Annotated in this window: 23 protein-coding genes and 1 riboswitch; of the genes, 10 read left to right on the top strand and 13 right to left on the bottom strand. The window is 60.5% G+C overall.

Annotated features, from left to right (window positions below):
* The first annotated feature begins 12 nt into the window (after positions 1-12).
* Complete coding sequence (locus tag ACRQ1B_RS13835; protein WP_432294269.1) at positions 13-1,308, top strand: LLM class flavin-dependent oxidoreductase; 1,296 nt, start codon at positions 13-15, stop codon at positions 1,306-1,308.
* Between the two features lie 4 nt (positions 1,309-1,312).
* On the opposite strand, the gene ACRQ1B_RS13830 is transcribed toward ACRQ1B_RS13835, so the two are convergent.
* From ACRQ1B_RS13830 to thiC, 7 genes are read right to left on the bottom strand one after another with little or no spacing between them, the layout of a single operon-like run.
* Positions 1,313-1,813 carry a hypothetical protein gene (locus ACRQ1B_RS13830; RefSeq protein ID WP_432294268.1) on the bottom strand — a complete coding sequence of 167 codons (501 nt, stop codon included), beginning with the start codon at positions 1,811-1,813 and terminating at the stop codon, positions 1,313-1,315.
* 35 nt (positions 1,814-1,848) lie between these two features.
* Entirely contained in the window at positions 1,849-2,736 is an 888-nt protein-coding gene (gene thiD / locus ACRQ1B_RS13825; RefSeq protein WP_432294267.1) for a bifunctional hydroxymethylpyrimidine kinase/phosphomethylpyrimidine kinase, read from the bottom strand.
* A complete protein-coding gene (locus ACRQ1B_RS13820; protein ID WP_432294266.1) occupies positions 2,733-3,359 on the bottom strand; it encodes a thiamine phosphate synthase in 627 nt (208 codons plus the stop codon). Before ACRQ1B_RS13820 ends, thiD begins: the two co-directional genes overlap by 4 nt.
* Complete coding sequence (locus tag ACRQ1B_RS13815) at positions 3,356-4,129, bottom strand: thiazole synthase (protein ID WP_432294265.1); 774 nt, start codon at positions 4,127-4,129, stop codon at positions 3,356-3,358. The genes ACRQ1B_RS13820 and ACRQ1B_RS13815 overlap by 4 nt, the downstream gene beginning before the upstream one ends.
* 3 nt (positions 4,130-4,132) lie before the next feature.
* Positions 4,133-4,330 (bottom strand): sulfur carrier protein ThiS, encoded by a 198-nt coding sequence (gene thiS / locus ACRQ1B_RS13810; protein ID WP_432294263.1) that lies wholly within the window; start codon positions 4,328-4,330, stop codon positions 4,133-4,135.
* A complete protein-coding gene (gene thiO / locus ACRQ1B_RS13805; RefSeq protein WP_432294262.1) occupies positions 4,327-5,313 on the bottom strand; it encodes a glycine oxidase ThiO in 987 nt (328 codons plus the stop codon). Before thiO ends, thiS begins: the two co-directional genes overlap by 4 nt.
* Positions 5,313-7,136, bottom strand: coding sequence for a phosphomethylpyrimidine synthase ThiC (gene thiC, locus ACRQ1B_RS13800; RefSeq protein ID WP_432294260.1), 1,824 nt, complete (start codon positions 7,134-7,136; stop codon positions 5,313-5,315). The genes thiO and thiC overlap by 1 nt, the downstream gene beginning before the upstream one ends.
* Positions 7,137-7,231: 95 nt before the next feature.
* Positions 7,232-7,343: riboswitch (TPP riboswitch) on the bottom strand.
* Between the two features lie 193 nt (positions 7,344-7,536).
* Here thiC and ACRQ1B_RS13795 point away from each other — a divergent pair.
* Positions 7,537-9,273: a LytS/YhcK type 5TM receptor domain-containing protein gene (locus ACRQ1B_RS13795; RefSeq protein WP_432294259.1), complete on the top strand. Its 1,737-nt coding sequence runs from the start codon at positions 7,537-7,539 to the stop codon at positions 9,271-9,273.
* Between the two features lie 200 nt (positions 9,274-9,473).
* Positions 9,474-11,285 (top strand): carbon starvation CstA family protein, encoded by a 1,812-nt coding sequence (locus ACRQ1B_RS13790; protein WP_432294257.1) that lies wholly within the window; start codon positions 9,474-9,476, stop codon positions 11,283-11,285.
* A gap of 88 nt (positions 11,286-11,373) precedes the next feature.
* On the opposite strand, the gene btsR is transcribed toward ACRQ1B_RS13790, so the two are convergent.
* Positions 11,374-12,090, bottom strand: a complete 717-nt coding sequence (gene btsR / locus ACRQ1B_RS13785) for a two-component system response regulator BtsR (RefSeq protein WP_432294255.1) — start codon at positions 12,088-12,090, stop codon at positions 11,374-11,376.
* Positions 12,091-12,307: 217 nt separating this feature from the next.
* Here btsR and ACRQ1B_RS13780 point away from each other — a divergent pair, with 217 nt between their 5' ends.
* From ACRQ1B_RS13780 to ACRQ1B_RS13755, 6 genes are all read left to right on the top strand, one after another.
* Positions 12,308-12,460 carry a hypothetical protein gene (locus ACRQ1B_RS13780; RefSeq protein ID WP_432294254.1) on the top strand — a complete coding sequence of 51 codons (153 nt, stop codon included), beginning with the start codon at positions 12,308-12,310 and terminating at the stop codon, positions 12,458-12,460.
* 141 nt (positions 12,461-12,601) lie between these two features.
* Complete coding sequence (gene coxB, locus ACRQ1B_RS13775; RefSeq protein WP_432294252.1) at positions 12,602-13,666, top strand: cytochrome c oxidase subunit II; 1,065 nt, start codon at positions 12,602-12,604, stop codon at positions 13,664-13,666.
* A complete protein-coding gene (gene ctaD / locus ACRQ1B_RS13770; RefSeq protein ID WP_432294250.1) occupies positions 13,663-16,179 on the top strand; it encodes a cytochrome c oxidase subunit I in 2,517 nt (838 codons plus the stop codon). Before coxB ends, ctaD begins: the two co-directional genes overlap by 4 nt.
* Positions 16,176-16,559, top strand: coding sequence for a hypothetical protein (locus ACRQ1B_RS13765; RefSeq protein WP_432294248.1), 384 nt, complete (start codon positions 16,176-16,178; stop codon positions 16,557-16,559). The genes ctaD and ACRQ1B_RS13765 overlap by 4 nt, the downstream gene beginning before the upstream one ends.
* Positions 16,556-17,197 (top strand): cytochrome c oxidase assembly protein, encoded by a 642-nt coding sequence (locus ACRQ1B_RS13760; RefSeq protein ID WP_432294246.1) that lies wholly within the window; start codon positions 16,556-16,558, stop codon positions 17,195-17,197. Before ACRQ1B_RS13765 ends, ACRQ1B_RS13760 begins: the two co-directional genes overlap by 4 nt.
* A complete protein-coding gene (locus tag ACRQ1B_RS13755; RefSeq protein WP_432294245.1) occupies positions 17,194-18,252 on the top strand; it encodes a c-type cytochrome in 1,059 nt (352 codons plus the stop codon). Before ACRQ1B_RS13760 ends, ACRQ1B_RS13755 begins: the two co-directional genes overlap by 4 nt.
* Here ACRQ1B_RS13755 and ACRQ1B_RS13750 read toward each other — a convergent pair.
* The 4 genes from ACRQ1B_RS13750 to ACRQ1B_RS13735 all read right to left on the bottom strand — a co-directional run bounded on the left by ACRQ1B_RS13750 (position 18,246) and on the right by ACRQ1B_RS13735 (position 21,931).
* A complete protein-coding gene (locus tag ACRQ1B_RS13750; RefSeq protein WP_432294244.1) occupies positions 18,246-19,001 on the bottom strand; it encodes an iron ABC transporter ATP-binding protein in 756 nt (251 codons plus the stop codon). The genes ACRQ1B_RS13755 and ACRQ1B_RS13750 overlap by 7 nt on opposite strands.
* Positions 18,998-19,951 (bottom strand): iron chelate uptake ABC transporter family permease subunit, encoded by a 954-nt coding sequence (locus tag ACRQ1B_RS13745; protein WP_432294604.1) that lies wholly within the window; start codon positions 19,949-19,951, stop codon positions 18,998-19,000. Before ACRQ1B_RS13745 ends, ACRQ1B_RS13750 begins: the two co-directional genes overlap by 4 nt.
* 4 nt (positions 19,952-19,955) lie before the next feature.
* On the bottom strand, positions 19,956-20,918 hold the full coding sequence (locus ACRQ1B_RS13740) for an ABC transporter permease (RefSeq protein WP_432294603.1): 963 nt from the start codon (positions 20,916-20,918) through the stop codon (positions 19,956-19,958).
* Positions 20,919-21,001: 83 nt separating this feature from the next.
* Positions 21,002-21,931 (bottom strand): siderophore ABC transporter substrate-binding protein, encoded by a 930-nt coding sequence (locus ACRQ1B_RS13735; RefSeq protein ID WP_432294243.1) that lies wholly within the window; start codon positions 21,929-21,931, stop codon positions 21,002-21,004.
* Positions 21,932-22,091: 160 nt separating this feature from the next.
* Here ACRQ1B_RS13735 and ACRQ1B_RS13730 point away from each other — a divergent pair, with 160 nt between their 5' ends.
* Positions 22,092-23,612 (top strand): glycosyl transferase family protein, encoded by a 1,521-nt coding sequence (locus ACRQ1B_RS13730; RefSeq protein ID WP_432294242.1) that lies wholly within the window; start codon positions 22,092-22,094, stop codon positions 23,610-23,612.
* A gap of 79 nt (positions 23,613-23,691) precedes the next feature.
* Here the strand turns inward: ACRQ1B_RS13730 and ACRQ1B_RS13725 are convergent, their stop codons facing one another.
* Positions 23,692-25,767, bottom strand: coding sequence for a TonB-dependent receptor domain-containing protein (locus ACRQ1B_RS13725; RefSeq protein WP_432294241.1), 2,076 nt, complete (start codon positions 25,765-25,767; stop codon positions 23,692-23,694).
* Positions 25,768-25,947: the final 180 nt, after the last annotated feature.

The following is a 25,947-nucleotide window of genomic DNA, read 5'->3' as shown; positions in this document are numbered from 1 at the left end:
AAAGAATTTGCCATGACCGCCAAGAGACAAATCCATCTCGGCCTGTTCCTGCAGGGTGCCGGCCACCACGTTTCCGGCTGGCGTCACCCCAACGCCGAAGCTGGCAGCGAAAATTTCGACCTTCTGCGCCGTGTCTCGCAGATTGCCGAACAGGCGAAATTCGACATGGTGTTTCTCGCCGACGGCCTGACCAGCGGTGTTGATGCGCATCCGTCAATGATCGCCCGTTTCGAGCCGCTGACGCTTCTGTCGGCTCTGGCCATGGTGACCGAAAAAATCGGTCTCGCCGCCACCGCCTCCACCACCTATGGCGAACCCTATCACACGGCACGCGCCTTCTCCTCGATCGACCATCTGAGCCACGGCCGCGCTGCCTGGAACATCGTCACCACATCCTATGCCCGCACGGCCAACAACTTTTCGAAATCGCATCCCGAACATGACGAGCGTTACGCGGTCGCCGAGGAATTCGTCGACGTGGTGCGTGGCCTGTGGGACAGCTGGGACGATGACGCCTTCATCAAAAACAAGGACACCGGCATCTATGCCGATCCCTCAAAAGTTCATGTGCTCGACCACAACGGCAAATATTATTCCGTAAAAGGCCCGCTCAACATTCCGCGGTCGCCGCAGGGCCATCCGATCCTCATCCAGGCCGGTTCCTCCGGCCCGGGCCAGGATCTCGCCGCCCGCACGGCCGATGTGGTGTTCACCGCCCAGCAGAGCCTTCCCGAGGCACAGGCTTTTTACAAGAGCCTGAAGGCGCGTGTCGAAAAGTTCGGCCGTCACGCAGATAGCGTCGCCGTCATGCCCGGTTTCCTGCCGGTGATCGGCCGTACGCAAAAGGAAGCCGCAGAAAAGCTGGCCGAACTCGACAAGTGGACCGACCTGAAGAGTGCGATGCCGCTTCTGGAAGAACGCATGGGCCACAGCCTTGCCGATTACGATCCGGACGGCCCGCTGCCGGACCTGCCGATATCAGACCAGCTGCGCAGCCGCGCCGAACTGCTGACGGCAGCCGCCCGCCGCGAGAACCTGACGATCCGCCAGCTGGCGCTGCGTGTTGCCGCCGGTCGCGGCCACCATATCGTGCTCGGCACGCCGGTGGAGATCGCCGACCGTATGCAGGAATGGTTCGAAGGCCGCGCCGCCGACGGTTTCAACGTCATGCCGCCCTTCTTCCCGGAAGGTCTGGAAGACTTTACCCAGCTCGTCGTGCCGATCCTGCAGGAACGCGGCCTGTTCCGAACCGAATATGCAGGTTCGACCCTGCGCGATCACCTCGGCCTGTCGCGCCCGGCGCTGTGAGCATTCAGCGCCGCGTAAATTCGATACTGCTTGTGGCGACGGAGCGACCCGTCGCCACATCCTTGTCTATGGTGCGCAGGCGCAAACCATTGGCACCCAGTTTTTCAATGGTCATGCTGGCACTGCGATCACCATTCACCACCCGCGCCCAGGTGACGGCAAGATTGACCGTGTCGCCGCGCCGGCTGCCGCTCAGGCTGGAAGGCTGTCCCGCCGGACCGACATAGGTGCCGGCATAACGACTGCCCGACGTTTTGACATCCGCGGAAAAGCCGCGCGAGACCAGCAGGCCACGGCAACGGCCTTTCATGGAAAGCGATGTCGACGTCGAGCCGACCTGCAGGCTGCAGGACACATTGACCTTGCTGCCGCCGATCTTGGTCAGCACCGTCCCCTTGCCGCTCCAGTTGCCGGTAATCGATTTGAGATAATCGGCTTCCGCAGCCTGCGAAATACCGGGCAGGCAGAGGATCAGGGCGATGGCGGTTAGGCTTGAAATGCGCATATCGGACACCTCGGTGGAGACCGACGAAACCGCGCCTAACCGGGTTTTGTTCCCGCCTGCCCTTTTGCGTCGATACTCCCGTGATTGAGCGTCCGGGAAGGAGAGGCTGACGGTGGCTGCTCAACCGGCCATTGTGCGAAGAAATGATGCACAGGACCATGCCCTTTACCGATCTCCAGAAACCGACCCGCCGCCAATGCAGAATGCAGGTAACCCTTTGCGACTGTGACGGAGGCCAGCAGGTCATGACCGTGCGCCAGCTGCGCGGCAATCGCAGCCGAAAGCGTGCAGCCGGTGCCGTGATCATTGCCGGTTTCCAGGCGGGGATACCGGAATTCGTGCAGCGCATCCTGATCGGTCAAAAGCACGTCCACGCACTCGCTATCGCCACCATGACCGCCCTTGATCAGCACGGCCCGCGCGCCGTCCTTGCGCAACCGCTCCGCCTGCCGCACGACATCCTCACGCGTTTCCGCCATCGGCAAGCCGGTCAGGATCGCTGCCTCGAAGAGGTTGGGCGTGATGAGATTTACCCTCTGCATCAGCAGCGATTTCAGCGCAGTCACCGCATCATCCCGCAGCAGCCGATCCCCCGAAGTTGCGACCATGACCGGATCGAGCACGACCGGCCCGTCAAACCGATCCAGGCCCTCTGCGACCGCGCGGATCGTATCCTCCCGCGACAGCATGCCGATCTTGATCGCGCCGACCGCAAGATCGGAGAGAACCGCCTGCATCTGCGCCTCGATCATCGGCGCGGACACATCCTCGACAGCGGAGACCCCCAGCGTGTTCTGCGCAGTGATCGCCGTCAGCACGCTGGCGCCATAAACACTAAGCGCCGAAAACGTCTTCAGATCCGCCTGAATACCGGCGCCGCCGCCACTATCGGAACCGGCAATGGTGAGTGCTATCGCCGTCATGCCGTCACCGTCTGGCGGTGGCGCCACGGTGCCGTTGCCGCCAGCCACTGCCGTGTGCGGCTCTCGGGGTCCGCGTTGAGTGTGATATCGGTCACCACGGCAGCACTTGCCGCCCCTTCATCCAACACGAGCGGCGCCCGCTCGGCAGTGATACCGCCAATGGCGACCAGTGGCAGATCGCCAATGCGCCGTTTCCAGTCCTCGACGCGCTCGACACCCTGCGGCTGCCACTTCATCTTTTTCAGGATTGTCGGCCAGACGGGGCCGAGCGCCACGTAATCCGGCTGCACGGCGAGCGCGGTGTCGAGTTCGGCCACGTCATGCGTCGAAACGCCGAGCTTCAGCTCTGCCCGACGGATCGCTCCAAGATCGGCATCAGCCAGATCTTCCTGCCCGAGATGGATGAAATCACACCCCTCGTCGATCGCCAGTCGCCAGTAATCGTTGACGACCAGCTGGCAACCATAGGCAAGGCAGACCGCTCTCGACCGTCTGATTTCCTGCCGGATTTCAGCATCCGTCTTGTCCTTGATGCGCAACTGAACCAGCTTGACGCCAAGCGGCACCAGCCGCTCGATCCAGTCCGCGCTATCGACGATGAGGTAGAAGGGATCGAGCCTCATGAAAACACCGCCTTGCCGATAACCGGCGTCGAGGGCACCGCCATGTCGCGCGGTTCCAGCATGCCCGCCAGATAGGCCAGCCTGCCCGCCTCTGCCGCCTTGGCAAAGGCTTCCGCCATGGCCGGTGGATCACCGGCATTGGCGACGGCGGTGTTGAGCAGTACGGCGTCATATCCCAGTTCCATCACCGTGGCCGCATGCGACGGCCGACCAAGACCGGCATCGACGATCAGCGGAATGTCCGGAAAGGCTGCGCGCATCGCCACCAGCGCCAAAGAATTGCGCGGCCCCGCAGCCGAACCGATCGGCGCACACCAGGGCATCAGCACCCGGCAGCCTGCGGCCAGCAGCTTTTCGCCGACGATCAGATCATCCGTGGTGTAGGGGAATACGTCAAAGCCCTCATCCGTCAGGATACGCGCCGCTTCCACCAGTTCAAAAACATCCGGCTGAAGGCTGTCGTGATGGCCGATGACCTCGAGCTTGATCCAGTTGGTGCCAAACACTTCTCGGGCCATTTTGGCCGTCAGCACCGCTTCCGATGCACTGTGGCACCCCGCGGTGTTGGGCAGGATGCGCACACCGAGATTTCGGATCAGTTCGAAGAAAGCACCGCCCGTTTTGCCGCCGGAGGTTTCGCGGCGAAGCGATACGGTGACGATGCCGGCGCCGGAGCGTTTCACCGCTTCCGCCAGCACCGCCGGGGAAGGGTAACGTGCCGTGCCGAGCAGAAGACGCGAGGACAGTTCTGTATCGTAGAGTTTCAGCATGGTTCAGCCTCCCTGCATGGGGGAAAGAATTTCGATCCGGTCACCATCTGCGAGACGCGTATCGGCGCGATCCTCGCGATGCACAAGATCGCCATTGACGGCGGTGGCCAGCCACTCACCCTCGTATTCCAGCGTTTCAAGCAGGTCCGCCAGCGTGGCCGTGTCCAGAACCTGCGCTTCTCCGTTGACGATAAGATTCATGCAATCATCTCCTCCTGAAGGCCAAATCCGTTGGAAAGCCGGGTGGCGGCCTTTTTCGCCATGGCGGGCGCCAGCAAAAAACCGTGTCGGTGCATGCCGGCGATCGCCAGACCGCTTTCCGTTTCCACGACACGTGGCACATTGTCGTCGAAGGCCGGGCGGATGCCGACGCCGGTTTCCACCACCCGCGCCTCGCCAAAGGCCGGATGCAGCGCATAGGCGGCGTTCAGCAATTCCATCAGCGAACGCGCCGAAATCGGCCCGTCGTCATCCGTTTCGATCATCGTTGCGCCGACCATGAAGCGATGGTCATCGCGCGGCACGACATAGATCGGGTGGCGCGGATGCAGCATGCGCACCGGGCGCGACAGCGCCACCTCGCTGGTTTCGAGATAAAGCATTTCGCCGCGCACACCGCGAAGACCGGGAATGTGCGGGATCGCAGCCGGGCCGGTGCAATCGAGAACGGCGGTATAGTTCTTTTTCGGCGGTGGCCCCCAGCCGAGATGGAACAGGCCACCCAGATTGCGGATTGCCTTGGCAAGCCCCGTCAACGCCCGGCGCGGGTCGAGGTGCGCCTCCTTGTCGAAAAACAGCGCCTTTTCGAAACGGCCGGCCAGCGACGACTCGAGATCGGCGATCTCCTGCCTGCCAAGCCAGACATGCCCGGTCGTGCGTGATGCAAACCGCGTCAGATCAGTCAGATCGCGTGGCTGCGCCACCACCAGTGTGCCATTGCGGATGACGGCACCCGGCACCGCCTGATCCCACCACTCGGCGGCATCGAGCCCGAGCGTCAGCACGATCTCTTCCGCCGCTTCCCTTTCGCAATAGGGCGCCAGCATGCCGCCAGCAAAATGAGACGCGCCTTGCCCCACCGTATCCTGAAAATCGACGATATCGACATCTTCACCACGTCGGAGCAGTTCATAGGCGACGGCAAGGCCAGCGACGCCGGCCCCTTTGACAAGAAAGAGCGACATCAGACTTCTCCCCGCACATCAGCCAGCGGCATATAAAGATCGCCGCCATCGCGATATTTTGCGGCCATGGCCTCCAGCCCCTCCTTCTGGGCCTCGGCACGGATATCGTGGGAAATCCGCATCGAGCAGAATTTTGGGCCGCACATGGAGCAGAAATGCGCCACCTTATGCGCATCCTTGGGCAGGGTTTCGTCGTGGAAACTGCGTGCCGTGTCCGGGTCGAGCGAGAGGTTGAACTGGTCTTCCCAGCGGAATTCGAAGCGCGCCCTCGACAGGGCATCATCACGCATCTGCGCACCCGGATGACCCTTTGCCAGATCGGCGGCATGGGCGGCGATCTTGTAGGTGATGACACCGGTTTTCACATCGTCTCGGTCGGGCAGGCCGAGATGTTCCTTCGGCGTGACGTAACACAGCATGGCCGTGCCGAACCAGCCGATCATCGCTGCTCCGATGGCCGAGGTGATGTGGTCGTAACCGGGGGCGATATCGGTGGTCAGCGGACCAAGCGTATAAAACGGCGCCTCGCCGCAGGTCTTCAGCTGCTTGTCCATGTTTTCCTTGATCTTGTGCATCGGCACATGACCCGGCCCTTCGATCATCACCTGGCAATCCTTGTCCCAGGCGATTTTCGTCAGTTCTCCCAGCGTCTCCAGTTCGGCGAACTGGGCTGCGTCATTGGCATCAGCGATCGAGCCGGGACGCAGGCCATCGCCCAGCGAAAAGGTCACGTCATAAGCACGCGCGATGTCGCAGATCTCGTCGAAATGTTCATAGAGAAAGCTCTCGCGGTGGTGATGCAGACACCACTTGGCCATGATCGAACCGCCGCGTGAAACGATACCGGTGACGCGGTTGACGGTGAGATGGATATAGGAAAGCCGCACGCCGGCATGGATGGTGAAATAATCGACGCCCTGTTCGGCCTGCTCGATCAGCGTATCGCGATAGACCTCCCATGAAAGATCCTCGGCAATGCCGTTCACCTTTTCCAGCGCCTGATAAAGCGGCACGGTACCGATCGGCACAGGAGAATTTCGAATAATCCATTCGCGGATATTGTGGATGTTGCGCCCGGTCGACAGATCCATGACCGTATCGGCACCCCAGCGGATCGCCCAGACCATTTTTTCCACCTCTTCCGCCATGGAGGAAGTGACCGCCGAATTGCCGATATTGGCGTTGATCTTGACCAGAAAATTGCGGCCGATGATCATCGGTTCGCTCTCTGGATGATTGATGTTGGCCGGAATGACGGCGCGCCCTTCCGCCACTTCGCGGCGCACAAATTCCGGCGTGATGTAATCCGGAATATGCGCGCCAAAACTTTCGCCATCCCTCACCAGCGCTTCCTTCGCCGCCTGCCGGCCGATGTTTTCGCGGATGGCGATGAATTCCATTTCCGGCGTGATGATGCCGGCGCGGGCATAGGCGAGCTGGGTGACGGCCCGACCATCATTCGCCTTGAACGGCATGTTGCGCAGCGGAAACTCCGGCGTCAGTCTTTCGCCGGTGGCAAAACCGTTATCCTCCGGCCTCACGTGGCGGCCTTGGTATCGCGTGACATCGCCGCGACCGGAAATCCAGTTTTCCCGCAGGCGTGGCAGGCCGCTGTCGATCGCGACGACATAGTGCGGATCGGTGTAGGGACCGGAACTGTCGTAAACGGTGACGGGTGGTTCGCCGGCGGTCGGATGCAGTGCGATCTCCCGCATCGGCACGCGCAGATCGGGATATTTTTGTCCCGCAATATGGATTTTGGTGGAGGCCGGAAAGGGACCCGAAGTGACGGTCGGGCTTTGCGGTTTGGCGGCAATATTCATCGTGAGGCTCCAAGTTTAAGGTTGGAGACCCAGTCCTAGAGCCGGAAAGATGGAAGAACGTCCGCAACGGAATCCGGGTTATGGATTCGCAATGACTGCAGCGTTTTGCACCGTCCCTACGCCAGTATGAACTGGATCAGGTTCAACGGGTCACTGCGCGCGATAGCAGAATCTCAGCCCCTTGACGGGACACCCCTGGTGAATGCGATGAGGCTATGTCAGCAAAATCGATCGGTCAAGCGCCTCTTCCAGCCGCACCGGCGAAGAGGTCATTCATCCTTCCATGCGATCGATGGAGCGGCTGACGCATTGCCGCATGCAGGTTCGGGCGGATATGGGTTATGTCTTGAGCCGAACGGCCGTCTGGCCATCTCGAGTTTCTTTCGCGCAAAGGCAGATCATGAGCTTCGGCTGGACCAACCTCGTCATCGGCCTGCTGCAGCAGATGTGCGTTTATCTCGTCATCGCCTATCTGTTCAGCAAGACGCCGCTTTTCCTGCCTTTGATGCAGGTGACGGTGCGTCCGTGGCGCAAGATGGCCTGTTACGTCATCTTCTCGATGTTCTGCATCATGGGCACCTATTTTGGCCTCCACATCGACGAGGCGATCGCCAATACGCGCGCCATCGGCGCCGTCCTCGGCGGCATTTTTGGCGGGCCGATGGTGGGGCTGGCGGTCGGCCTGACCGGCGGCATGCACCGTTATTCACTGGGTGGTTACACCGCGCTTGCCTGCGCCATCTCGACCACAGCAGAGGGTCTGATCGGCGGACTGGTGCACAGCTATCTTCTGCGCCACAGGCGCACCGACCTTTTGTTCAAGCCACTGCTGATCGCCGGCGTGACCTTCTTTGCCGAAATCGTGCAGATGTCGATCATTCTCGTGGTCGCCCAGCCCTTCGTGAACTCCGTGCATCTGGTCGAAACCATCGCGCTTCCGATGATCGTCGCCAACACGGTGGGCGCTGCGATGTTCATGAACATCCTCGGCGACCGGCGAAAACTGTTCGAAACCCATTCCACGATCTTTTCCGGCAAGGCGCTGAAGATTGCCGAACGCGCCGAAGGCGTGCTGCGCAACGGGTTCAACGCCGAAAACAGCACCAAGGTCGCCCGCATTCTTTATGAAGAGGCCAATGTCGGCGCCGTCGCCATCACCGACCGTGAAAAGATCCTCGCTTTCATCGGCATCGGTGCCGATCACCACCTGCCCGGCCGCAAAATCACCTCGGCGCAGACCATGGAGGCGATCGCCGAGAACAAGGTCATGTATGCCGATGGCAACGAGGTCAGCTATCAATGCTCGATCGATCCCAACTGCCGGCTCGGCGCCTCTCTCGTCATTCCGCTGAAGGGCGAGGACGATGCGGTGATCGGCACGATCAAGCTTTACGAGCCGAAGACAAAACTGTTCTCCACTTTCAACCGTGCGCTGGGTGAAGGTGTCGCACGCCTGCTCTCGGCACAAATCCTCGCCGGCCGTTACGAGCGACAGAAGCAGATGTTGTCGCAATCGGAAATCAAGCTCCTGCATGCGCAGGTCAATCCGCATTTCCTGTTCAACACGCTGAACACGCTGTCGGCCATCATCCGCATTGATCCCGCTGAAGCGCGAAAGCTGGTGCAGAACCTCTCCACCTTCTTCCGCAAGAACCTCAAGCGCACCAGCGATGTGGTCACGCTTTCCGACGAGATCGAACACGTCAACGCCTATCTGCAGATCGAAAAGGCGCGTTTCCAGGAACGCCTGCAGATCGAGATCGATGTGCCGGAGGAACTGGCACAGGTGCATCTGCAGGCCTTTTCGCTGCAGCCGCTTGTCGAAAACGCCATCAAGCACGGCACTTCACAGGTGATCGGCGAAGGACGCATCACCATCTCGGCGCGGCGCGAGGGTGACGACCTGCTGGTGGCGGTGACGGACAATGCCGGTCTTTTCGAGCGCAAGACAACATCCGATGGCGGGCTTGGCATGAACATCGTCGACCGGCGTACCAAGGGTTATTTTGGCGATGCCTATGGCATCAACGTCGATGTGGAGCGCGACGTCTTCACCCGCATCAGCTTACGTGTGCCGATGGTCGATACGCACCATCATGCGGCCCACGAATCCGTGCCGGAATTGACAAAAATCTAATCGTTTAATGCCCTGCTTTTCCTGCGAAATTTGACCTATGTCATCTCTGGCTGGGGATAGTGCCGCAAGCCACGAAAATCCGCCACCGCTCATCCCGGATTACCGACCGCTCAGGCCGCCATAACACCGCTCGGCCAAACACCCCCTCCCGCCTTTTTCCCTCGAGAGTAGCCTCAGGCCATCCTAAGGAGGGACAAGACATGGCAAACGCCCTGACAATGGTCATCGGTACCGCCTGCATTCTTGCGATCTGCTACCGGTTCTACGGTATCTTCTTCGTTCGCAAGGTTCTGGGCGTCGACGACAGCGAAGTCACCCCGTCGCACACGCTTGCCGACGGACGCAATTACGTGCCCACCAAGAAGTGGGTGAATGCCGGTCAGCATTTTGCCGCGATCGCCGCCGCCGGCCCGCTGGTCGGCCCGGTTCTCGCCGCCCAATACGGTTATCTGCCCGGCCTGATCTGGCTGCTGGTCGGTTGCGTCATCGGCGGTGCGGTGCATGACACGGTCGTGCTGTTCGCCTCGATGAAACACAAGGGCTCGTCGCTGTCGGAAGTCGCCAAGGCCGAGCTCGGGCCTGTCGCCGGCTGGTGCACCGGTCTCGCCATGCTGTTCATCATCACTATCACGATGGCCGGCCTGTCGATGGTCGTGGTGCATGCGCTGGAACGCAACCCCTGGGGCACGTTCGCCGTCTTCATGACGATCCCGATCGCCATGGCTGTCGGCCTGTATGAAAAGTTCGGCGGCAATGCCAAGATCGGCACCTATGTCGGCCTTTTCGCCATCCTCGCTTCGGTTTTCGCCGGCCCTTACGTGCAGGAATCGGCGCTCGGCCAGTGGTTCACCTTCCACTATAGCTCGCTCGGCATCATGCTGCCGATCTACGCCTTCCTCGCCAGTGCGCTGCCGGTGTGGCTGCTGCTCACCCCGCGCGGTTATCTGTCGAGCTTCCTCAAGATCGGCGTGTTTGCCGCTCTGGTCGTCGGCGTCGTCATCATCAACCCCGAAATCAAGATGCCGGCCCTCACCGACTTCATCCATGGCGGTGGCCCGGTTCTGGCCGGCCCGGTCTGGCCCTTCATCTCGATCACCATTGCCTGCGGCGCCATCTCAGGTTTCCACGCCTTCATCGGCTCGGGCACCACGCCAAAACTGGTCGACAAGTGGAGCGACATCCGCCCCGTCGCCTTCGGCATGATGCTGGTCGAATGCCTGGTCGCGGTCCTCGCCCTGATCGCCGCAACGGCACTGCCGATGGCCGACTATTTTGCCATCAACGCTTCGCCTGAAGTCTTTGCCACGCTCGGCATGACGGTTCAGGATCTGCCCCGTCTCGAAGACGCAATCGGCATGGATCTCGCCGGCCGCACCGGCGGCGCCGTAACGCTCGCCGTCGGCATGACCGAAATCTTCACCAGCATCCCGTGGTTCAAGACGCTGGCCGCATACTTCTTCCAGTTCGTCATCATGTTCGAGGCCGTCTTCATCCTGACCGCCATCGACTCGGGAACCCGTGTTGCCCGTTACCTGATCCAGGACATCCTTGGTGACCTCTGGGCTCCGATGAAACAGATCAACTGGATGCCCGGCTCGATCTTCGCCAGCATCGTCGCCTGCCTGCTCTGGGGTTATCTCCTCAACTCGGGCGATATCAACTCGGTCTGGGCCCTGTTCGGTGTCTCGAACCAGATGATGGCCTCGCTTGGGCTGACCATCGGCGCCACCATCATCCTGCGCATGTCGGCCAAGCGCATCTATATGCTGACCTGCCTCATCCCGCTCGCCTACCTGTTCGTCACGGTGAACTATGCCGGCTACTGGATGATCGCCAACGTTTACCTGAACGAAGCCGCCAAGGGCTACAACCCGGTCAATGCCATCCTGTCGATCATCATGATGGTTCTCGGTGTCATCGTCCTGGTTTCGGCACTGTTCAAATGGAAGGACATGCTGCGCACCGGTCGCAATGGTGAAGCGGAAAGGCTCGCTCTTTCGCCCGCGGAATAAGGAGCTTCCCTGAGGCTTTCAATTCCTCCCGAAGCCTCAAGACCCGGCGCATGTTTCCCGTATGCGCCGGGTTTCGTTTTTTGCAATTTCAGAGAATGCCGAGCTGTTCTTTGAGCGATCCAAGGAAACGGCGGCTGACGGGAATGGAACGACCGCCCAAGGTCAGGATATTGGCGGCACCGTTTTCGGCCAGTGCGATATCCTGAATATGCTCGGGATTGATCATGTATTGCCGGTGGCAGCGGATCAGTCGCGTGCGCTCCTCAAGCGTCCGCAAGGTCAGCTCGGTAAAGTGTTCCACGCCGTCATTACCGATGACATAGATGCCGCCCGGCTTCGAAAAAATCGCCTCGACATCCTCGATCTTCATCAGCCGAATACGGTTGAGACCCGTGCAGGGGATATGACGTAAGGGCGGCACGATTTCGAGCAGTTTTGATTGCTCCACGGCCTTTGCCCTACGCAGCCGATCAAGCGTCTTTTGCAGCCGTTCCTCCTGAATGGGCTTCAGGAGGTAATCGAAGGCGTTTTCCTCGAAGGCGCGAACCGCATATTCCTCGTAAGCCGTGAGGAATACGATCTGCGGCATCTTTTCCGGATCGATCATGCCGACCATTTCCAGCCCGCTCACCTGCGGCATCTGAATATCGAGGAACATGACGGTCGGCGACAGCCGGTTGATGGCGGCGATGCCCTCGATCGCATTGGCGCATTCACCGACGATTTCGATATCAGCCTGACCGGCAAGGACCGACTTCAACTCGTCGCGCGCCAAGGTTTCGTCATCGACAATCAGAACTTTCATGCGTCTCTATCATCTGCTCGGGCATATCAGGCTTCGGCATATGGGCATCGAACACGATCGGCAACATCATGTGCCAAAAATAGTCGGTGGTGAGCCGGCTTTGCATTCCGGTGTCCAGACATCTTTCTGCACGGTTTCGTACAAAAATGGGGTTTTGGCTTGGCTCGCCTCATATCCGCCCTAGTTAATAAGCGGGCGGCAAAAATGAGGTAAAGCAATGGCACTGGCCGACAGAATCGCCAAGTTCGAACAGACCAATCAGGTCGCTTTCGAAATCATCGAAGCGGAAGCGGCGGCGCGCGAGCGGAAGACCGAAAAATTGCGCGAGGCACGTCTGATGCAGTCGCGCAAATCGGATGATGAGAGCTAACATCGCAAGGCATCATTTACGGCAAACCGCGGCAGCCGCAAGGGTCTTGGCCCTTGGCGGCCCGCGCGCCGGAACCAAAGCGCGCACGGCGCATTGGCCAGAAACCGAAATTTGCCCCCGGACGGATTGGTATGGAGTGAAATGACCGATGACCGCTTGACCGGTGACCACCGGCCAACCCGATCGACCATATCCTTCCGCAGTGTCTTTTCACACACGCGGCGGCCGGCGGTTAAAACTGGCCTCTTCATCCTCTGTCTCTGTCCTTTCATCACCTCCTGTTCAGGCACACACTCGCCGCTTGACCCGGCCGGGCGCGAAGCCCGCGATGTGGCTACCCTGTTCTTCACCATGCTGGTCGGCGGAGCTGTCATCTGGGTCGGCGTGGTCGCGCTCCTGTTTTACGCTGCCCGCAAGAAGCGTGTGCATTCCGAGGAAGGTGCAGGACGCCTCATCCTCTGGGGTGGCGCCGTTATGCCCTGCATCATCCTTGCCGCATTGCTGGCCTATGCCGTCTGGCTGATGCCGAATGTGCGACCCTGGGTGTCGGGCGGCGATGGCCTGCGCCATATCGATGTCACCGGCGAACAGTTCTGGTGGCGGGTGCGATATCTCGATGAAGACGGTTCCATCGCATTCGAAAGCGCCAATGAGGTACGCATGCCCGTCGGCGAACGCGTTGTCTTTTCGCTCACCTCGCCCGATGTCATCCATTCCTTCTGGATCCCGGTACTGGGTGGCAAGATGGACATGATACCCGGCCGACGCAATCAATTGACGCTGGAGGCAGACAAGCCTGGCATCTATCGCGGTGTCTGCGCCGAATTCTGCGGCACCTCGCACGCGTTGATGGGTTTTACCGTCGTGGTGATGGAGCCTGCGGACTACGAACAATGGCTGGCCGCGCGGCGCGCTTCCTCCGGGGGCAAGGATGCCGAAGGACTGGCCCTGTTTCTGGAAAACGGCTGTTCCGCCTGCCATACGATTGCGGGCACCGGTGCGCGCGGCACGATCGGTCCCGATCTGACCGCCTTTGGCGAACGTGGTTCGGTTGGCGCCGGCACGCTCGGCAATTCCGCAGACGAGATCGCCCGTTTCCTCCGCGATCCGAAAAGCGTCAAGCCGGGCGCCCAGATGCCGCATTTCACCATGCTGCCTGAAAATGAAACCAACCGTATCGCAGACTATCTGAAGGGGCTTCGATGAGCGTGGAACTCGGAAATTTTTCGCCCGAGGAGCGCGCCGCCCAGGAAAAGAGGCTGCGCGAAACCTGGGAAACGCCAAAAGGCTGGCGTTACTGGACCTCGGTCAACAATAGCGAGATCGGCCTCTGGTACGGCGTTACCGCCTTCGTGTTCATGCTGTTTGCCGGCCTGCTCGGCCTCCTCATCCGCCTGCAGCTTGTCGTCCCGGAAAATGATTTCATTTCTGCGGAACTGTTCAATCAGGCTTTTACCCTGCATGGCACGGTGATGATGTTCCTGTTCGCGGTGCCGATCTTCGAGGCCATCGCGATCTTCCTTCTGCCCTCCATGCTCGGCGCACGCGAACTGCCCTTTCCCCGCCTTTCCGCCTTTGGTTACTGGAGTTTTTTGCTTGGCGGCATTTTTGTCTGCGGTTCGATCTTCTTCAATGCGGCGCCGAACGCCGGCTGGTTCATGTATCCGCCTCTGGCCACCGACAAGGAATATGCCGGCATCGGCGCCGATATCTGGCTGCTCGGCCTCTCCTTCATCGAAGTGGCATCAATCGCGGCAGCCGTCGAAATCATCGTCGGCATCATGAAATGCCGCGCGCCCGGCATGCGCATCAACATGATGCCGATGTTCGCCTGGTATCTGCTGATCGTCGCCGGTATGATCCTGTTCGCCTTCCCGCCCCTGATCGCCGGCGACATCCTCTTCGAAATGGAGCGGATGTTCGACTGGCCGTTCTTCGATCCGTCGCGTGGTGGTGATCCGCTGCTCTGGCAGCACCTGTTCTGGATTTTTGGACATCCGGAAGTCTACATCGTCTTCCTGCCGGCCATCGCGCTCATGGCCATGATCGTGCCGACCTTTTCGCAGCGCCCGATCGTCGGGTATTCCTGGATTGTGCTTGCCGCCGTCGGCACCGGTTTCCTGAGCTTTGGCCTGTGGGTACACCACATGTTCACCACCGGCCTGCCGCAAATCTCGCTCGCCTTCTTTTCGGCCGCTTCCGAGGCCGTCGCCATCCCCACCGGCGTGCAGATCTTCGTGTTCATCGCCACCATGCTGGCCGGCCGGGTGATCTTTTCCGTGCCCATGCTGTTCGGAGCAGGCGGTCTGATCATCTTCGTCATCGGCGGACTGACCGGCGTGATGGTGGCGCTGGTGCCGTTCGACTGGCAGGCGCATGACACCTATTTCATCGTTGCCCACCTGCATTACGTGCTGATTGGCGGCATGTTCTTCCCGATCGTTGCCGGCATTTATTATTATTTCCCCTTCGTGACCGGCAAGAAACTGTCCGACACCTGGGGCAAGGTGGTGTTCTGGCTGATGTTCACCGGCTTCAACATCGCCTTCTTCCCCATGCATTTTTCCGGGCTGCGCGGCATGCCGCGGCGCGTCTTCACCTATCCGGTGGATTTCGGCTGGGACCTGTTCAATCTGATATCCACCATCGGCGCCTTCATCTTTGCCGCCGGTGTCGCGACCTTCGTCATCGACATCCTGCGGCCGAAAAAGGAGCCGGCGACACGCAACCTCAATCCGTGGAATGCCGGCACACTGGAATGGACCAACGACCCGTCCGAAGACTGGGGCATGCGGTCGGTGCCGATCATCACCAGCCGTTATCCGCTCTGGGACCAGCCGAACCTGCAGGCCGATATCGAGGCCGGACGCTTTTATCTGCCCGATGCAAAATCCGGCAAGCGGGAAACGCTGGTGACCTCGGTTCTCGATGCCACGCCGATCCAGTGCATGCGGGTGGGCGGCGTTTCCTATGTCACGATCATCGCGGCCATGGCCCTGGGCGGCGTATTCATCGCGCTCACCTTCCACTGGTGGATCGCCACCATTATCTGCGCCATCATCACGTTCATCGCCATCCTCTATTGGCTATGGACCGGCACAGCGCCAATTCCCGAAACACCGGAAGCCGATGTCGGCCTCGGCCTGAAACTGCCGATCTATGTGTCCGGCCCGGCCTCGGTCGGGTGGTGGGCGATGTTCATCACCATGGTCGGAGACGGCACGGCCTTTGCCAGTCTGATCTTCGGGTATTTCTTCTATTGGACGGTGCATGACGATTACACCGCCGCGACGGCCGGTCCCGGCGTGTTCTGGCCGATGCTGGCCCTTGCCCTCTACCTCCTCGCCTGGGGCCTGACGGTCCTGGCCCGTGAACTCAACGAGAAGGGCACGCTCGGCTGCCGGCTGGCGATCATTGCCGCCGTCTTTGCCACCATTGCCGCCTCGCTCGCGGGCCTCGCCGGCCCCTATCTCAATGGCATGGACCCGACCTCGAATGTCTATCCGGCCACCGTTTGGATCGTGGCGATCTGGACCGTCGTGCATGGCGCGGTCGGCATCATTATGCTGCTCTATTGCCTTGCCCGCAGCTTTGCCGGCCGTATGACGGGCGAGTATGATCAGGATATCCGCAATGTGACGCTCTACTGGCATTTCATGGCGTTCACCGCCATCGTCACATTCACGGTGATCGGCCTGTTTCCGCTGGTGGCATCATGAAGAGTTTCATCCCGCGCGAAGTCGAAACGCTCTGGACGCTGTTTACGGCACCGACCGTCTGGGCGCTGCATTTCATTGCCTGTTACGCGACGGTCGCCGTGTTCTGTGCCAAACGGCTGCCGGCCTCCTTCAGCTTCAATTCGGTACGCATCACGCTCGCGATCGTGACGATCGCGGCATTGGCGATGATCGTTCTGTCTACCTACCTTGCCTGGCGGCAGTGGGGTTTTGGTGCGGACGATCCGCCACATGACGAGCCTACCCGCCATTCCCGAACACTTTTTCAAGGTTTTGCCACCCTGCTATTATCGGCGCTGAGCTTTGTCGCCGTTCTGTTTGCCGCCATTCCGCTGATGTTTATCGCCGAGTGCCAGCCATGAAACATGCCGCCACCATCGTCGGCGTTTTTATCCTCGGTCTTCTGTGGCTGGGCATTCTTCCTTTTTCCGATCGTAGCTCCTTTTCTGTCCACATGATCGTGCATATGGGCGTGGTGGCGGCAGCGGCACCGCTCATGGCCATTGGCCTGTCGGGTTCACGTTTCGACTTCACCATCGGTCAGCGCTGGCTGACGCCGATGCTCGCTTCCGTCTTTGAGCTTTTTGCCGTCTGGAGCTGGCATGTCCCGGCCATGCGCGCGCTTTCCGAAAGCTCGTTTGCCTTTGCAGCGCTTGAACAGATGGTTTTCCTCGCCGCGGGCCTGACGCTCTGGCTCTCCTGTCTCGGCGGTGCCGCCACCGGCCGCGAAGAGCGCAGACTGGCCGGCGTACTCGGCCTGCTGTTCACTTCCATGCACATGACCCTGCTCGGCGCATTGCTGACACTCTCCCCCCGTCCGCTATACGGCGAAGGCGACGTGACCTGTTTCGGCATCCCGCTGACCGGCGCGACAGACCAGCAGGCCGGTGGTGTCATCATGCTTCTGGTGGGGGCAGTGGTTTATCTCGCCGGTGGCGTGGCGCTGCTTGCCGGCATGCTCAATCACCGCGCCCCTACGCTCGAAAGGGACGGACGATGAAAATCCGCTGGAAACACGTGATTATCCTTGCTGTGCTGGCGCCCGTGCTCGGCTTCGGTTTTGCCTGGTCGGGCCTGATGAGCGTGCGCGCCAGTACCGGCCATTGGGCCGCCACCGACTGGTTCCTGCACTGGGTCATGGGCAATTCCGTCAGCACCGCATCCAGATCCGTCGAGGTGCCGCCGCTCGATGATCCGGCAATGGTGCCGCCCGCTGCCGGCCATTTCGAAACCGGCTGTGCCGGGTGCCATGGCTCTCCAGCGCAAGGCCGTTCCGCCGCAGTGCTTGCCATGCTGCCGCCGCCGCCGGACCTGAAAGAGGCGGTGCCGAAATGGACGGACGCCGAACTGTTCGAGATCGTCAAGCACGGCGTGCGCTTCACCGGCATGCCGGCCTGGCCGACACAATCGCGCGACGACGAAGTCTGGGCGATGGTCGCTTTCCTGCGCAAGCTGCCGGACATGGATGCGGCGAGCTATATCGCCGCATCCGGCCTGCATGGCATGGGCACTGCCGGCGAAGTCTCGCCGCTGCCGATCACCTGCGAAAGCTGTCACGCGGAAGCCAAGCTGAATGACGGCAGCCTCATTCCGCGACTGACCGGCCAATCCGAAGCCTATCTGCTGGAAAGCCTGAAAGCCTATCATGCCGGCAAGCGGCCAAGCGGCATCATGGACGTGGCGATCGGAACGCTACCGGAAGACAGTCTGCCGGAACTGGCGCGTTATTATGCCGGCCAGCCATTACGCCCAAGACAAACACCACCGGCAGATCCCGACCTCATGGCAAAAGGCCGCCAACTCGCCGAACAGGGCCGGTCCGGCGACAAGATACCGGCCTGCCTGAGCTGTCATGACAAGGCCGGAGCAAAGCCCGCCTATCCGAAACTTTCCGGCCAGAATGCTGCCTACCTGAAACGCCAGCTCACCCTGTTTCGTGGTGGTGTGCGTGGTGGCGGCGAGTTCAGCCACCTGATGACACCGATTGCCAAAAATCTGGCCGACGAGGACATTCAGGCACTGGCCGCCTTTTTCAGCGGTCGAAAGGATCAATAGAAGGTCGCGATGCGATTGCCGTCGAGTTCATGCACGCGGAATTCGGTCGCATAAATATCCGACAGGATGTCCTCGCGCACGATCTCCAAGGGCGTGCCTTGCAGGAACAGTTTGCCATCGCGCATGACGACGATGTGGTCGGAATAGCAGGAGGCGAAATTGATGTCGTGCAGCACGACCACGACCGTCTTGCCGAAATCGCGCGCGGAATTGCGCAACAGCTTCATCATCGACACGGAATGGCTGATATCGAGATTGTTGAGCGGCTCGTCGAACAGCATGTAGTCGGTATCCTGGCACAGCACCATGGCGACGAAGGCCCGTTGCCTCTGGCCGCCAGACAGTTCATCGAGAAAGCGGTCCTTGAAATCCTGAAGGCCCAGATAGGCGATGGCGCGATCGACATGATCGCGATCCTGAAGCGTCGGGCGTCCCTTGCTGTAGGGATATCGCCCGAAGGTCACGAGATCGGCGACGGTCAGGCGGGCCGTGAGATGATTGTCCTGTTTCAGGATGGAGAGCCGCTTGGCCAGCACGTCCCCGGAGGTCTTTGCGACGTCCAGCCCATCGACCAGAACGGTCCCGGCATCCATCGGCAGCAGTCGGGCGATCATCGACATCAGTGTCGATTTGCCGGCACCATTCGGCCCGATGATCGAGGTCAGCCCACCCTTGGGCAGGCTGAGCGTCACGCCGTCGACGACGACGGACTTGCCATAGGATTTGCTGACGCCGGCGATCTCGATCATCGGTTACGCCCTCTCAGAAGAAAAACAATGAAGAAAAGCCCGCCGGCAAATTCGATGATGATCGACAGCGCCGTGTCGAAAGCAAACAGCCGCTCCAGAATGGTCTGGCCGCCGACGAGACAGAGAAGCGAAATCAGCACGGCGGCCGGCAGCACATATCGATGCCGGCTTGCCGGGATGATCAGATAGGCAAGATTGGCGACAAGCAGCCCGAAGAAGGTGACAGGACCGACCAGCGCCGTGGATACCGAAATCAGAATGGCGACAAGGATCAGGATTTTCGTCGTCGCCGCCTGATAATCGACGCCGAGCGAGATCGCCATGTCACGCCCCAGCATCAGCACATCGAACGTATCGCGCATGCGCCAGATGAAAAAGGTCACACCCGCCACCAGCAAGGCCGAGACACCGACAAGTGTACTGTCGGTCATATTGAAACTGGCAAACAGCCGGTCCTGCAGCACGACGAAATCATCCGGGTTGATGATGCGCTGCAGAAAACCGGAAAGGCTGCGGAACAGCACGCCGAGCACGATGCCGACCAGAACCAGAAGGTGGATGTTTTGCGCATGGCCGGAAAACAGGAAGCGGAAAAGCAGCAGCGAAAAACCGACCATCGCCGCCACTTCGATGATGAACATCAGACGCGGATCGATGGCCGAGGTTGCCGCAGCACCGAGCGTGAAGACCAGCACGGTCTGCAGCAGGATGTAAAGCGCATCAAACCCCATGATCGACGGGGTGAGGATGCGATTTCCGGTGACGGTCTGGAACAGCACGGTCGAAACCGAGATGGCATAGGCAACGATGACGATGGCGGCGAGCCGCGTGCCGCGAAAGCTCAGCACGAAGGACCAGCTTCCTCTGGCGCCGAGCGTCATGAAGGCTAAGGCGGAGATCGCGACCAAGGCAGCGAGCACGGCCAGCGTGATCAGCGCGGTTTTGCGCAGCGCTTCAGGCGACACGGTTGCGCCTCCCCAGAAGCATATAGAGGAAGAACACACTGCCGACGATGCCGAGCACGGCACCGACCGGAATTTCGAACGGCGCGTTGATCACTCGGCCGATGATATCGCAGACCAGTACGAGTGCCGCACCGCAAAGGCCGATCCATGGCAGGCTGCGACGCAGGTTGTCCCCCATGATCATGCTGACGACATTCGGCACGATCAACCCGAGAAACGGCACGACACCGGCGGTCACCACCACACAGGCAGTCACCAGCGAGACGATGACCAGGCCCAATGTCATGACCTTGCGATAATCGAGGCCGAGATTGCTGGAAAAGTCCTCCCCCATGCCGGCGACGGTAAAGCGATCCGCGGCGATATAGGCGGTGATCGTCAGGGCGAAGGCGATCCAGAGGATTTCGTAACGGCCACGCAGAACGATGGAGAAATCACCGCTGGCCCAGGCCCCCATCGATTGCAGAAGATCGAACCGGTAGGCGAAAAACGTCGTCACGGCACTGATCATGCCGCCGAGCATAATGCCCACCAGCGGCACCATCAGGATCGAGCGCAGCGGAATGGCGCGCAGGATGGAAAGAAACAGCGCCGTGCCGGCCATGGCGAATGCGCCCGCCACCAGCATTTTCAGGATCACCGGCATATCGGGCGCGATCAGCAGCACCGTCAGCATGCCGAGTCCGGCCGATTCCACCGTGCCGGCCGTCGAAGGTTCGACAAAACGGTTGCGCGCCAGCATCTGCATGATCGTGCCGGCAATCGCCATGCCGCAACCGGCCAGAAGAAGCGCGATCGTGCGCGGCACGCGGCTCGCCGCCAGCACCATCAGGTCACGCTGGTCCGCCGCGCCGGAAAACAGAGCAAGCGGCGAAACATCGCGCACGCCGACGAACACGCTGACAATGGCCAGCACGAAGGTCAAGAACAGGGCGGGCAGAAACAGTTTCAGCGGCAAGTTCAGCTATTCCGGATAAGGGTGAACCGCGCGGGGGGAGCGCGGTTCACTCAGCGAACGACGTGGATGGATAGACGTCAGTTCGTGCTGATCGCCTTGGAAAGCTGATCGACGGTGTTCTGCATGGAGGTGATACCACCGCCGACGAGATACCATGCTGTCGGGTCGAGATAGACGACATGGTTGTTTTTCCAGGCCGTCGTCTGGCCGACAACATCGTTATCGAGCATCGTCTTGGCGGCACCCTCACGGCCGATCGCGGCATCACGATCGATCACGAACAGCCAGTCGGGGTTCTTTTCCAGAATGTATTCGTAGGAGGTCGGGTTGCCATGCGTTCCCTTGGCGCCCGTCTCTTCCGCCGGCACGAAACCATAATCGGAAAACAGCATGCCGAAGCGCGAGCCGGGTCCATAGCTGCTCATCTTGCCGCCGGTGGTCAGCACCAGCAACGCCTTGCCCTGCTGGCCAGCCTTCGACTTGAGATCGGCGGTCGAAGCGGCAAGCTTTTCGAGAAGTGCTTCCGCTTCCTTTTCCTTGCCGAAAATCTTGGCGAGGCTGCGGACGTTTTCCTGCGCTTCGGGCAGAAAACGTTCTGCCTTGACCGTCAGGTCGATTGTCGGTGCGATCTTGGCGAGGTCGGCATATTTGGCGCTGGAACGGCCGGCAACGATGATCAGATCCGGTTCGGCGGCGTTGACGGCCTCATAGTCCGGCTCAAAAAACGTACCGATCTTGGCGACGTCATCGCCGGCATATTTGGACAGATAATCTGGCTTGTTGCCGCCCGGTACACCAGCGACATCGACCCCGAGCGCCGTCAGCGTGTCGAGCGTGGCGAGGTCGAAGGTCAGGACCTTTTTCGGCGTTTCGGAAAAGGTTGCTTCACCCTTGGCATGCTTGATCGTGACATCGGCGGCATGTGCGCTGAAGCCGCCCGCTCCGACGGAAATGACGCCGGCCATCAAAGCCATGGCAAATCGGAAAGGCCGTTTCAACGTCATCATGTCATGTCCCTTTGTGGCGGCCCTGTTGCATCAGGATCAATGCTGCGTTATCCGCCGAAACTTAAGTTGAGTGATTGTGTACACTTATGTAGGGAAAATGTGTGGGTCAACCGAAGTCATTTAGAGACGATCTAAATTGCGTCTCGGACAAATCATCGGCATGAGGAAAAAGGCAGGCATGGGAAGTGGCGGGCACGGCCTCGGCAGACAGGTGGATGACAGCGGCGCGGAATCGTTCAATCAGGTCAAGCTGCTGGTCGCATTCGATGCGCTGTTGCGCGAAGGCAGTGTCAGCCGTGCCGCCGCCAGCCTGAAACTGCAGGTGTCGGCGGTAAGCCGCATGCTGTCCGAACTGCGCAAGCTCTACGATGATCCGATCTTCATCCGCACCGGGCAGGGCATGCGGCCGACGCCTTTCGCCGAATCCCTGCGCCTGCGCGTGAGAGGGCTGGCATCGGAAACGGAACTGTTGCTGGCGGCAAATGGCGGCACCCCGCTGTCACCGACACCGATCGCTACCGCCCGTGCACCCGAGGCTGCGGTGACGGAAATCCCGACCGCCACGGATGCATGGTCTGTCGAAACCCGGACCGATATCGTACCGCTATCCGTCACGCCCGCAGATCAGCTCGAAGCGGCCCCGACCCCACGCAGCAAGGCCATTCGCATTGCCGCGATCGGCGACAATGCCGACCCGCACCGGCGTCTGGCGCGTTATATCGCGACCACAGCACCGGGCCCGGGCCAAAGCCGGCCGCTGACACAGGACGAGGCGCGTGACGCACTTTCGCTCATCCTCGACGGTCAGGCCGATCCGATGCAGATCGGCGCACTGCTGATGACGATCCACTATCGCGGCACAAGCGCCAGCGAACTGGCAGGCTTTGCCGAGGCGATCCGCGCAACGATCGCTCTCCCCGCAAGGTTCACGCGGCCGGATCTCGACTGGCCGGTTTACATGTCACCCAAAGTGCGTACCGCGCCATGGTTTCTGCACGCGGCGCGGCTGGTGGCCATGGCGGGTTACAAGGTATTGCTGCATGGCCATTACGGCAGCGGACCGGAGAGCGGCAAACTGGAGGTGGCGGCCGAGGATGCCGGCATTCCGGTTTGCCTGACCCTTGCCGAGGCCAGTACCGCGCTTGGCACGCAGGGCATCGCCTTTGCCCCGCTGGCGGCATTGGCCCCGCAGACGCGTGCGCTTCTCGGCCTGCACGCGATGTTCGAAATGCGCAATCCGCTGCATTCCGCCATTCACATGATCAATCCGCTGAGCGCAAAAACGTCGATCCTTGGAGCATCGCAGTCATCCCGCCGCGATCTCTACCGCGATGTCGCACGACACCTCGACCTGCCCAATATAGCCCTGATCGGCTCGGTACGCGATGTGGCGGAATATACGCCCGGCCGCATGGTCAAGATTTTTCGCATGACGTCCGGCGTGGATGCCGACATGACCGTGCCCGCCGGAAAGAAGCTCAAGCCGGGCACCAGCGGCATGCTGACCCAGCGCGAATACTGGCAGGCGATCTGGTCCGGCGCGGCCCGGGACGACTGGGCCGAGGCGGTGATCGTGAAAACGGCGGCAGTCGCGTTTCTGGCTTTGTCCGGCGATCCGCAGGCAAGGTTCGATGATTGCCTGAAACGCGCGGGTGAACTGTGGGTATCGCGCAAGCGATAAACCGTCTGCGCAGAAACAGGAAAGGCCAACGCGAAGCTTTTTCGCGTTGGCCTTCATCGTCAAAACGTGACCATCGAAATCAGAACGTCTTGGTGACGCTCAGCCAGAAACGGCGACCTTCCATCGTGGTGTTGAAGTCGGTCTGCTCCACCTTCTTGTCGAAGACGTTGTAGATGGCACCGTTGACCGTGACACTGTCATTGACCGCGTATTTCGCGCCGAAATCGACCATCGTGTAGGGATCGTATTTTCGGCCGGCGGCGCCATTGATCGTCACCGGCGTGCCATTGGTACCGATACGCGCGCCCGACGCGATTTCCTCGCCGTGATAGTTGACCGAAACCCATGCCTCCAGTCCTTCGACGGGGGTGATCCAATCGGCACGGACATTGGCGATATGTTCCGGTGTGCGGGCAAGCGGGAAGCCGGCATAGGCACCGGTCTGCTGTTCCGAATGCGTATAGGTGTAGCTGCCGCGGAAGGAGAGATCTGCTGTCGCATGCCAGGTGGCGGTCAGTTCCAGCCCCTGAATGATCGCGTCATCGATATTGTAATTATACCAGAGGCGATAGTTCGGGTCCTCGCTCCAGCGCACCGGGTTGCCGGCGCCATCGAGAACCAGTGCATTGGCGATCTTGTCCTTGAAGTCGGTGTAGAAATAGGTGGCGCCGAGGCTGACATCGCCATTGTCCCAAAGGGCACCGATCTCGTAGCTTTTGCTGGTCTCTGCCTTCAGGCTCGGATCGGCGATGATGACGCCGCAGGTGCCGGTCGGGCCGTAGGAGCAACCGCCGCCGCCCGTCGTATAGGCATAACCCGGCGCGATGCTGCGGATATCCGGTGCGCGGAAACCGGTGGAGATGCCACCCTTGATGGTCAGTTCATTGGTGGCGTTCCAGACACCGTAGAGACGCGGGCTGAGGTGATAACCGTATTCCTCGTGATGGTCGCTTCTCAGGCCCGCCGTCAGCGCAAAATCATCCCAGATGCGCCATTCGTCCTCGGCAAAGATCGCCCATTGCGTCGCTGAAAATGCTTCCGTCACGCCGGTGCGGCGGCCGGGATTCTGGTCACGCAGATGCGCCTCAAAATACTGGCCGCCTGTCACCAGCGTATGCGAGCCGAGCAGTTCGAACGGGGTCGTAAACTTGCCGTCGATCACCGTGTTGCGGATTTCCGGTGCGCGCGCGTTGCGGTCGAAGGCATCGCGGGACGGATTGAAGGTGTAATTCTCGCGCTGTGCCCATTCCTGCAGAATGGAGAATTCCGAGGTCGTCGGTCCCCAGCGACCGGTATGCGAAAGCGACCAGTGATCGCGACCGTTCTGGTTATAGGTGCCGTTGGCACCGGCAGCCAGCGTGTTGGGCGGGGATGCCTCACGGCGCACGTTCTGGCGGCCGGCTTCGAGGATAATGTCGTGATCTTCGTTGGGCGTCAGCGACAGACGACCGGTGAGATCGAATTCCTTGGCCGATGTCGTGCCGCTGAGGAACCTGTCCTCAGAACGCGTCAGGCCACGGCCCCAGATCTGCAGCCCCAACGTATCCTGAATGACCGGACCATTGGCATAAAACGATGTCTGCCCGGAATTGCCGAATTTCGAATGCTGCTGGACCGTCGCATCCGCGCTGACGCTGCCCGACCAGACATCGGACACTTTTCGGGTGATGATGTTGATGACACCGCCCATGGCATCGGAGCCGTAAAGCGACGACATCGGTCCGCGCACGACTTCGATCCGCTCGATGGCGGCGGCCGGCGGCATGAAATTCTGCTCGTAGCCGGAATTGCCGTTGGTGCGCGCATCACGCGTGCTCTGGCGTTTGCCATCGACGAGGATCAGCGTGTAGGAGCCCGGCAGGCCACGGATGAAGATGTCCTTCTCATTGGCAACACCGGTGACGGCGACACCCTGCACTTCGCGCAGCGCGTCGGTCAGGTCGCGATAGGCGCCCTTTTCAAGTTCCTCGCGGGTAACCACAGTAATGCTGGCCGGCGCTTCCTTGACGTTCTGGGCGAAGCCGGAAGCAGTCACCACGAGCTGCTCAAGAACCGTTTCCTCACTTTCCTGCGCATAAGCGGCGGGCGAAAAACCGAGTGCGGTTCCGGCAAGCGCCAGAGCCATGCAACGGCTTGAAATGGTAGGCTTTGCCATGCGCGTCACGGCGTGGCGATCGAGCTGGGGCCCCGGCTCAACGAGATACTGCATCATGTCCCCCGACATTAATATGACAAAACAAGTCCACTTAATGAACAGGGCTTCGAAGGGTCAACGCGGATGTTTTAGAGACATTCCAAGTTCAAAAATACGCAAAACGGAAAGCAGGGAGCTTTC

The sequence above is a fragment of the Endobacterium panacihumi genome, assembly GCF_050847465.1.
GTDB classification, from domain to species: Bacteria; Pseudomonadota; Alphaproteobacteria; order Rhizobiales; family Rhizobiaceae; genus Neorhizobium; species Neorhizobium panacihumi.
The sequence above is the reverse complement of the archived record's forward strand: the minus strand, read 5'-3'. Positions and strand labels throughout refer to the sequence as shown.

Coding starts and splice junctions, on each gene's coding strand:
- ACRQ1B_RS13835 (WP_432294269.1), top strand. CDS start 13: ATGACCGCCAAGAGACAAATCCATCTCGGCCTGTTCCTGCAGGGTGCC.
- ACRQ1B_RS13830 (WP_432294268.1), bottom strand. CDS start 1,813: ATGCGCATTTCAAGCCTAACCGCCATCGCCCTGATCCTCTGCCTGCCC.
- thiD (WP_432294267.1), bottom strand. CDS start 2,736: ATGACGGCGATAGCACTCACCATTGCCGGTTCCGATAGTGGCGGCGGC.
- ACRQ1B_RS13820 (WP_432294266.1), bottom strand. CDS start 3,359: ATGAGGCTCGATCCCTTCTACCTCATCGTCGATAGCGCGGACTGGATC.
- ACRQ1B_RS13815 (WP_432294265.1), bottom strand. CDS start 4,129: ATGCTGAAACTCTACGATACAGAACTGTCCTCGCGTCTTCTGCTCGGC.
- thiS (WP_432294263.1), bottom strand. CDS start 4,330: ATGAATCTTATCGTCAACGGAGAAGCGCAGGTTCTGGACACGGCCACG.
- thiO (WP_432294262.1), bottom strand. CDS start 5,313: ATGTCGCTCTTTCTTGTCAAAGGGGCCGGCGTCGCTGGCCTTGCCGTC.
- thiC (WP_432294260.1), bottom strand. CDS start 7,136: ATGAATATTGCCGCCAAACCGCAAAGCCCGACCGTCACTTCGGGTCCC.
- ACRQ1B_RS13795 (WP_432294259.1), top strand. CDS start 7,537: ATGAGCTTCGGCTGGACCAACCTCGTCATCGGCCTGCTGCAGCAGATG.
- ACRQ1B_RS13790 (WP_432294257.1), top strand. CDS start 9,474: ATGGCAAACGCCCTGACAATGGTCATCGGTACCGCCTGCATTCTTGCG.
- btsR (WP_432294255.1), bottom strand. CDS start 12,090: ATGAAAGTTCTGATTGTCGATGACGAAACCTTGGCGCGCGACGAGTTG.
- ACRQ1B_RS13780 (WP_432294254.1), top strand. CDS start 12,308: ATGGCACTGGCCGACAGAATCGCCAAGTTCGAACAGACCAATCAGGTC.
- coxB (WP_432294252.1), top strand. CDS start 12,602: ATGACCGATGACCGCTTGACCGGTGACCACCGGCCAACCCGATCGACC.
- ctaD (WP_432294250.1), top strand. CDS start 13,663: ATGAGCGTGGAACTCGGAAATTTTTCGCCCGAGGAGCGCGCCGCCCAG.
- ACRQ1B_RS13765 (WP_432294248.1), top strand. CDS start 16,176: ATGAAGAGTTTCATCCCGCGCGAAGTCGAAACGCTCTGGACGCTGTTT.
- ACRQ1B_RS13760 (WP_432294246.1), top strand. CDS start 16,556: ATGAAACATGCCGCCACCATCGTCGGCGTTTTTATCCTCGGTCTTCTG.
- ACRQ1B_RS13755 (WP_432294245.1), top strand. CDS start 17,194: ATGAAAATCCGCTGGAAACACGTGATTATCCTTGCTGTGCTGGCGCCC.
- ACRQ1B_RS13750 (WP_432294244.1), bottom strand. CDS start 19,001: ATGATCGAGATCGCCGGCGTCAGCAAATCCTATGGCAAGTCCGTCGTC.
- ACRQ1B_RS13735 (WP_432294243.1), bottom strand. CDS start 21,931: ATGATGACGTTGAAACGGCCTTTCCGATTTGCCATGGCTTTGATGGCC.
- ACRQ1B_RS13730 (WP_432294242.1), top strand. CDS start 22,092: ATGAGGAAAAAGGCAGGCATGGGAAGTGGCGGGCACGGCCTCGGCAGA.
- ACRQ1B_RS13725 (WP_432294241.1), bottom strand. CDS start 25,767: ATGGCAAAGCCTACCATTTCAAGCCGTTGCATGGCTCTGGCGCTTGCC.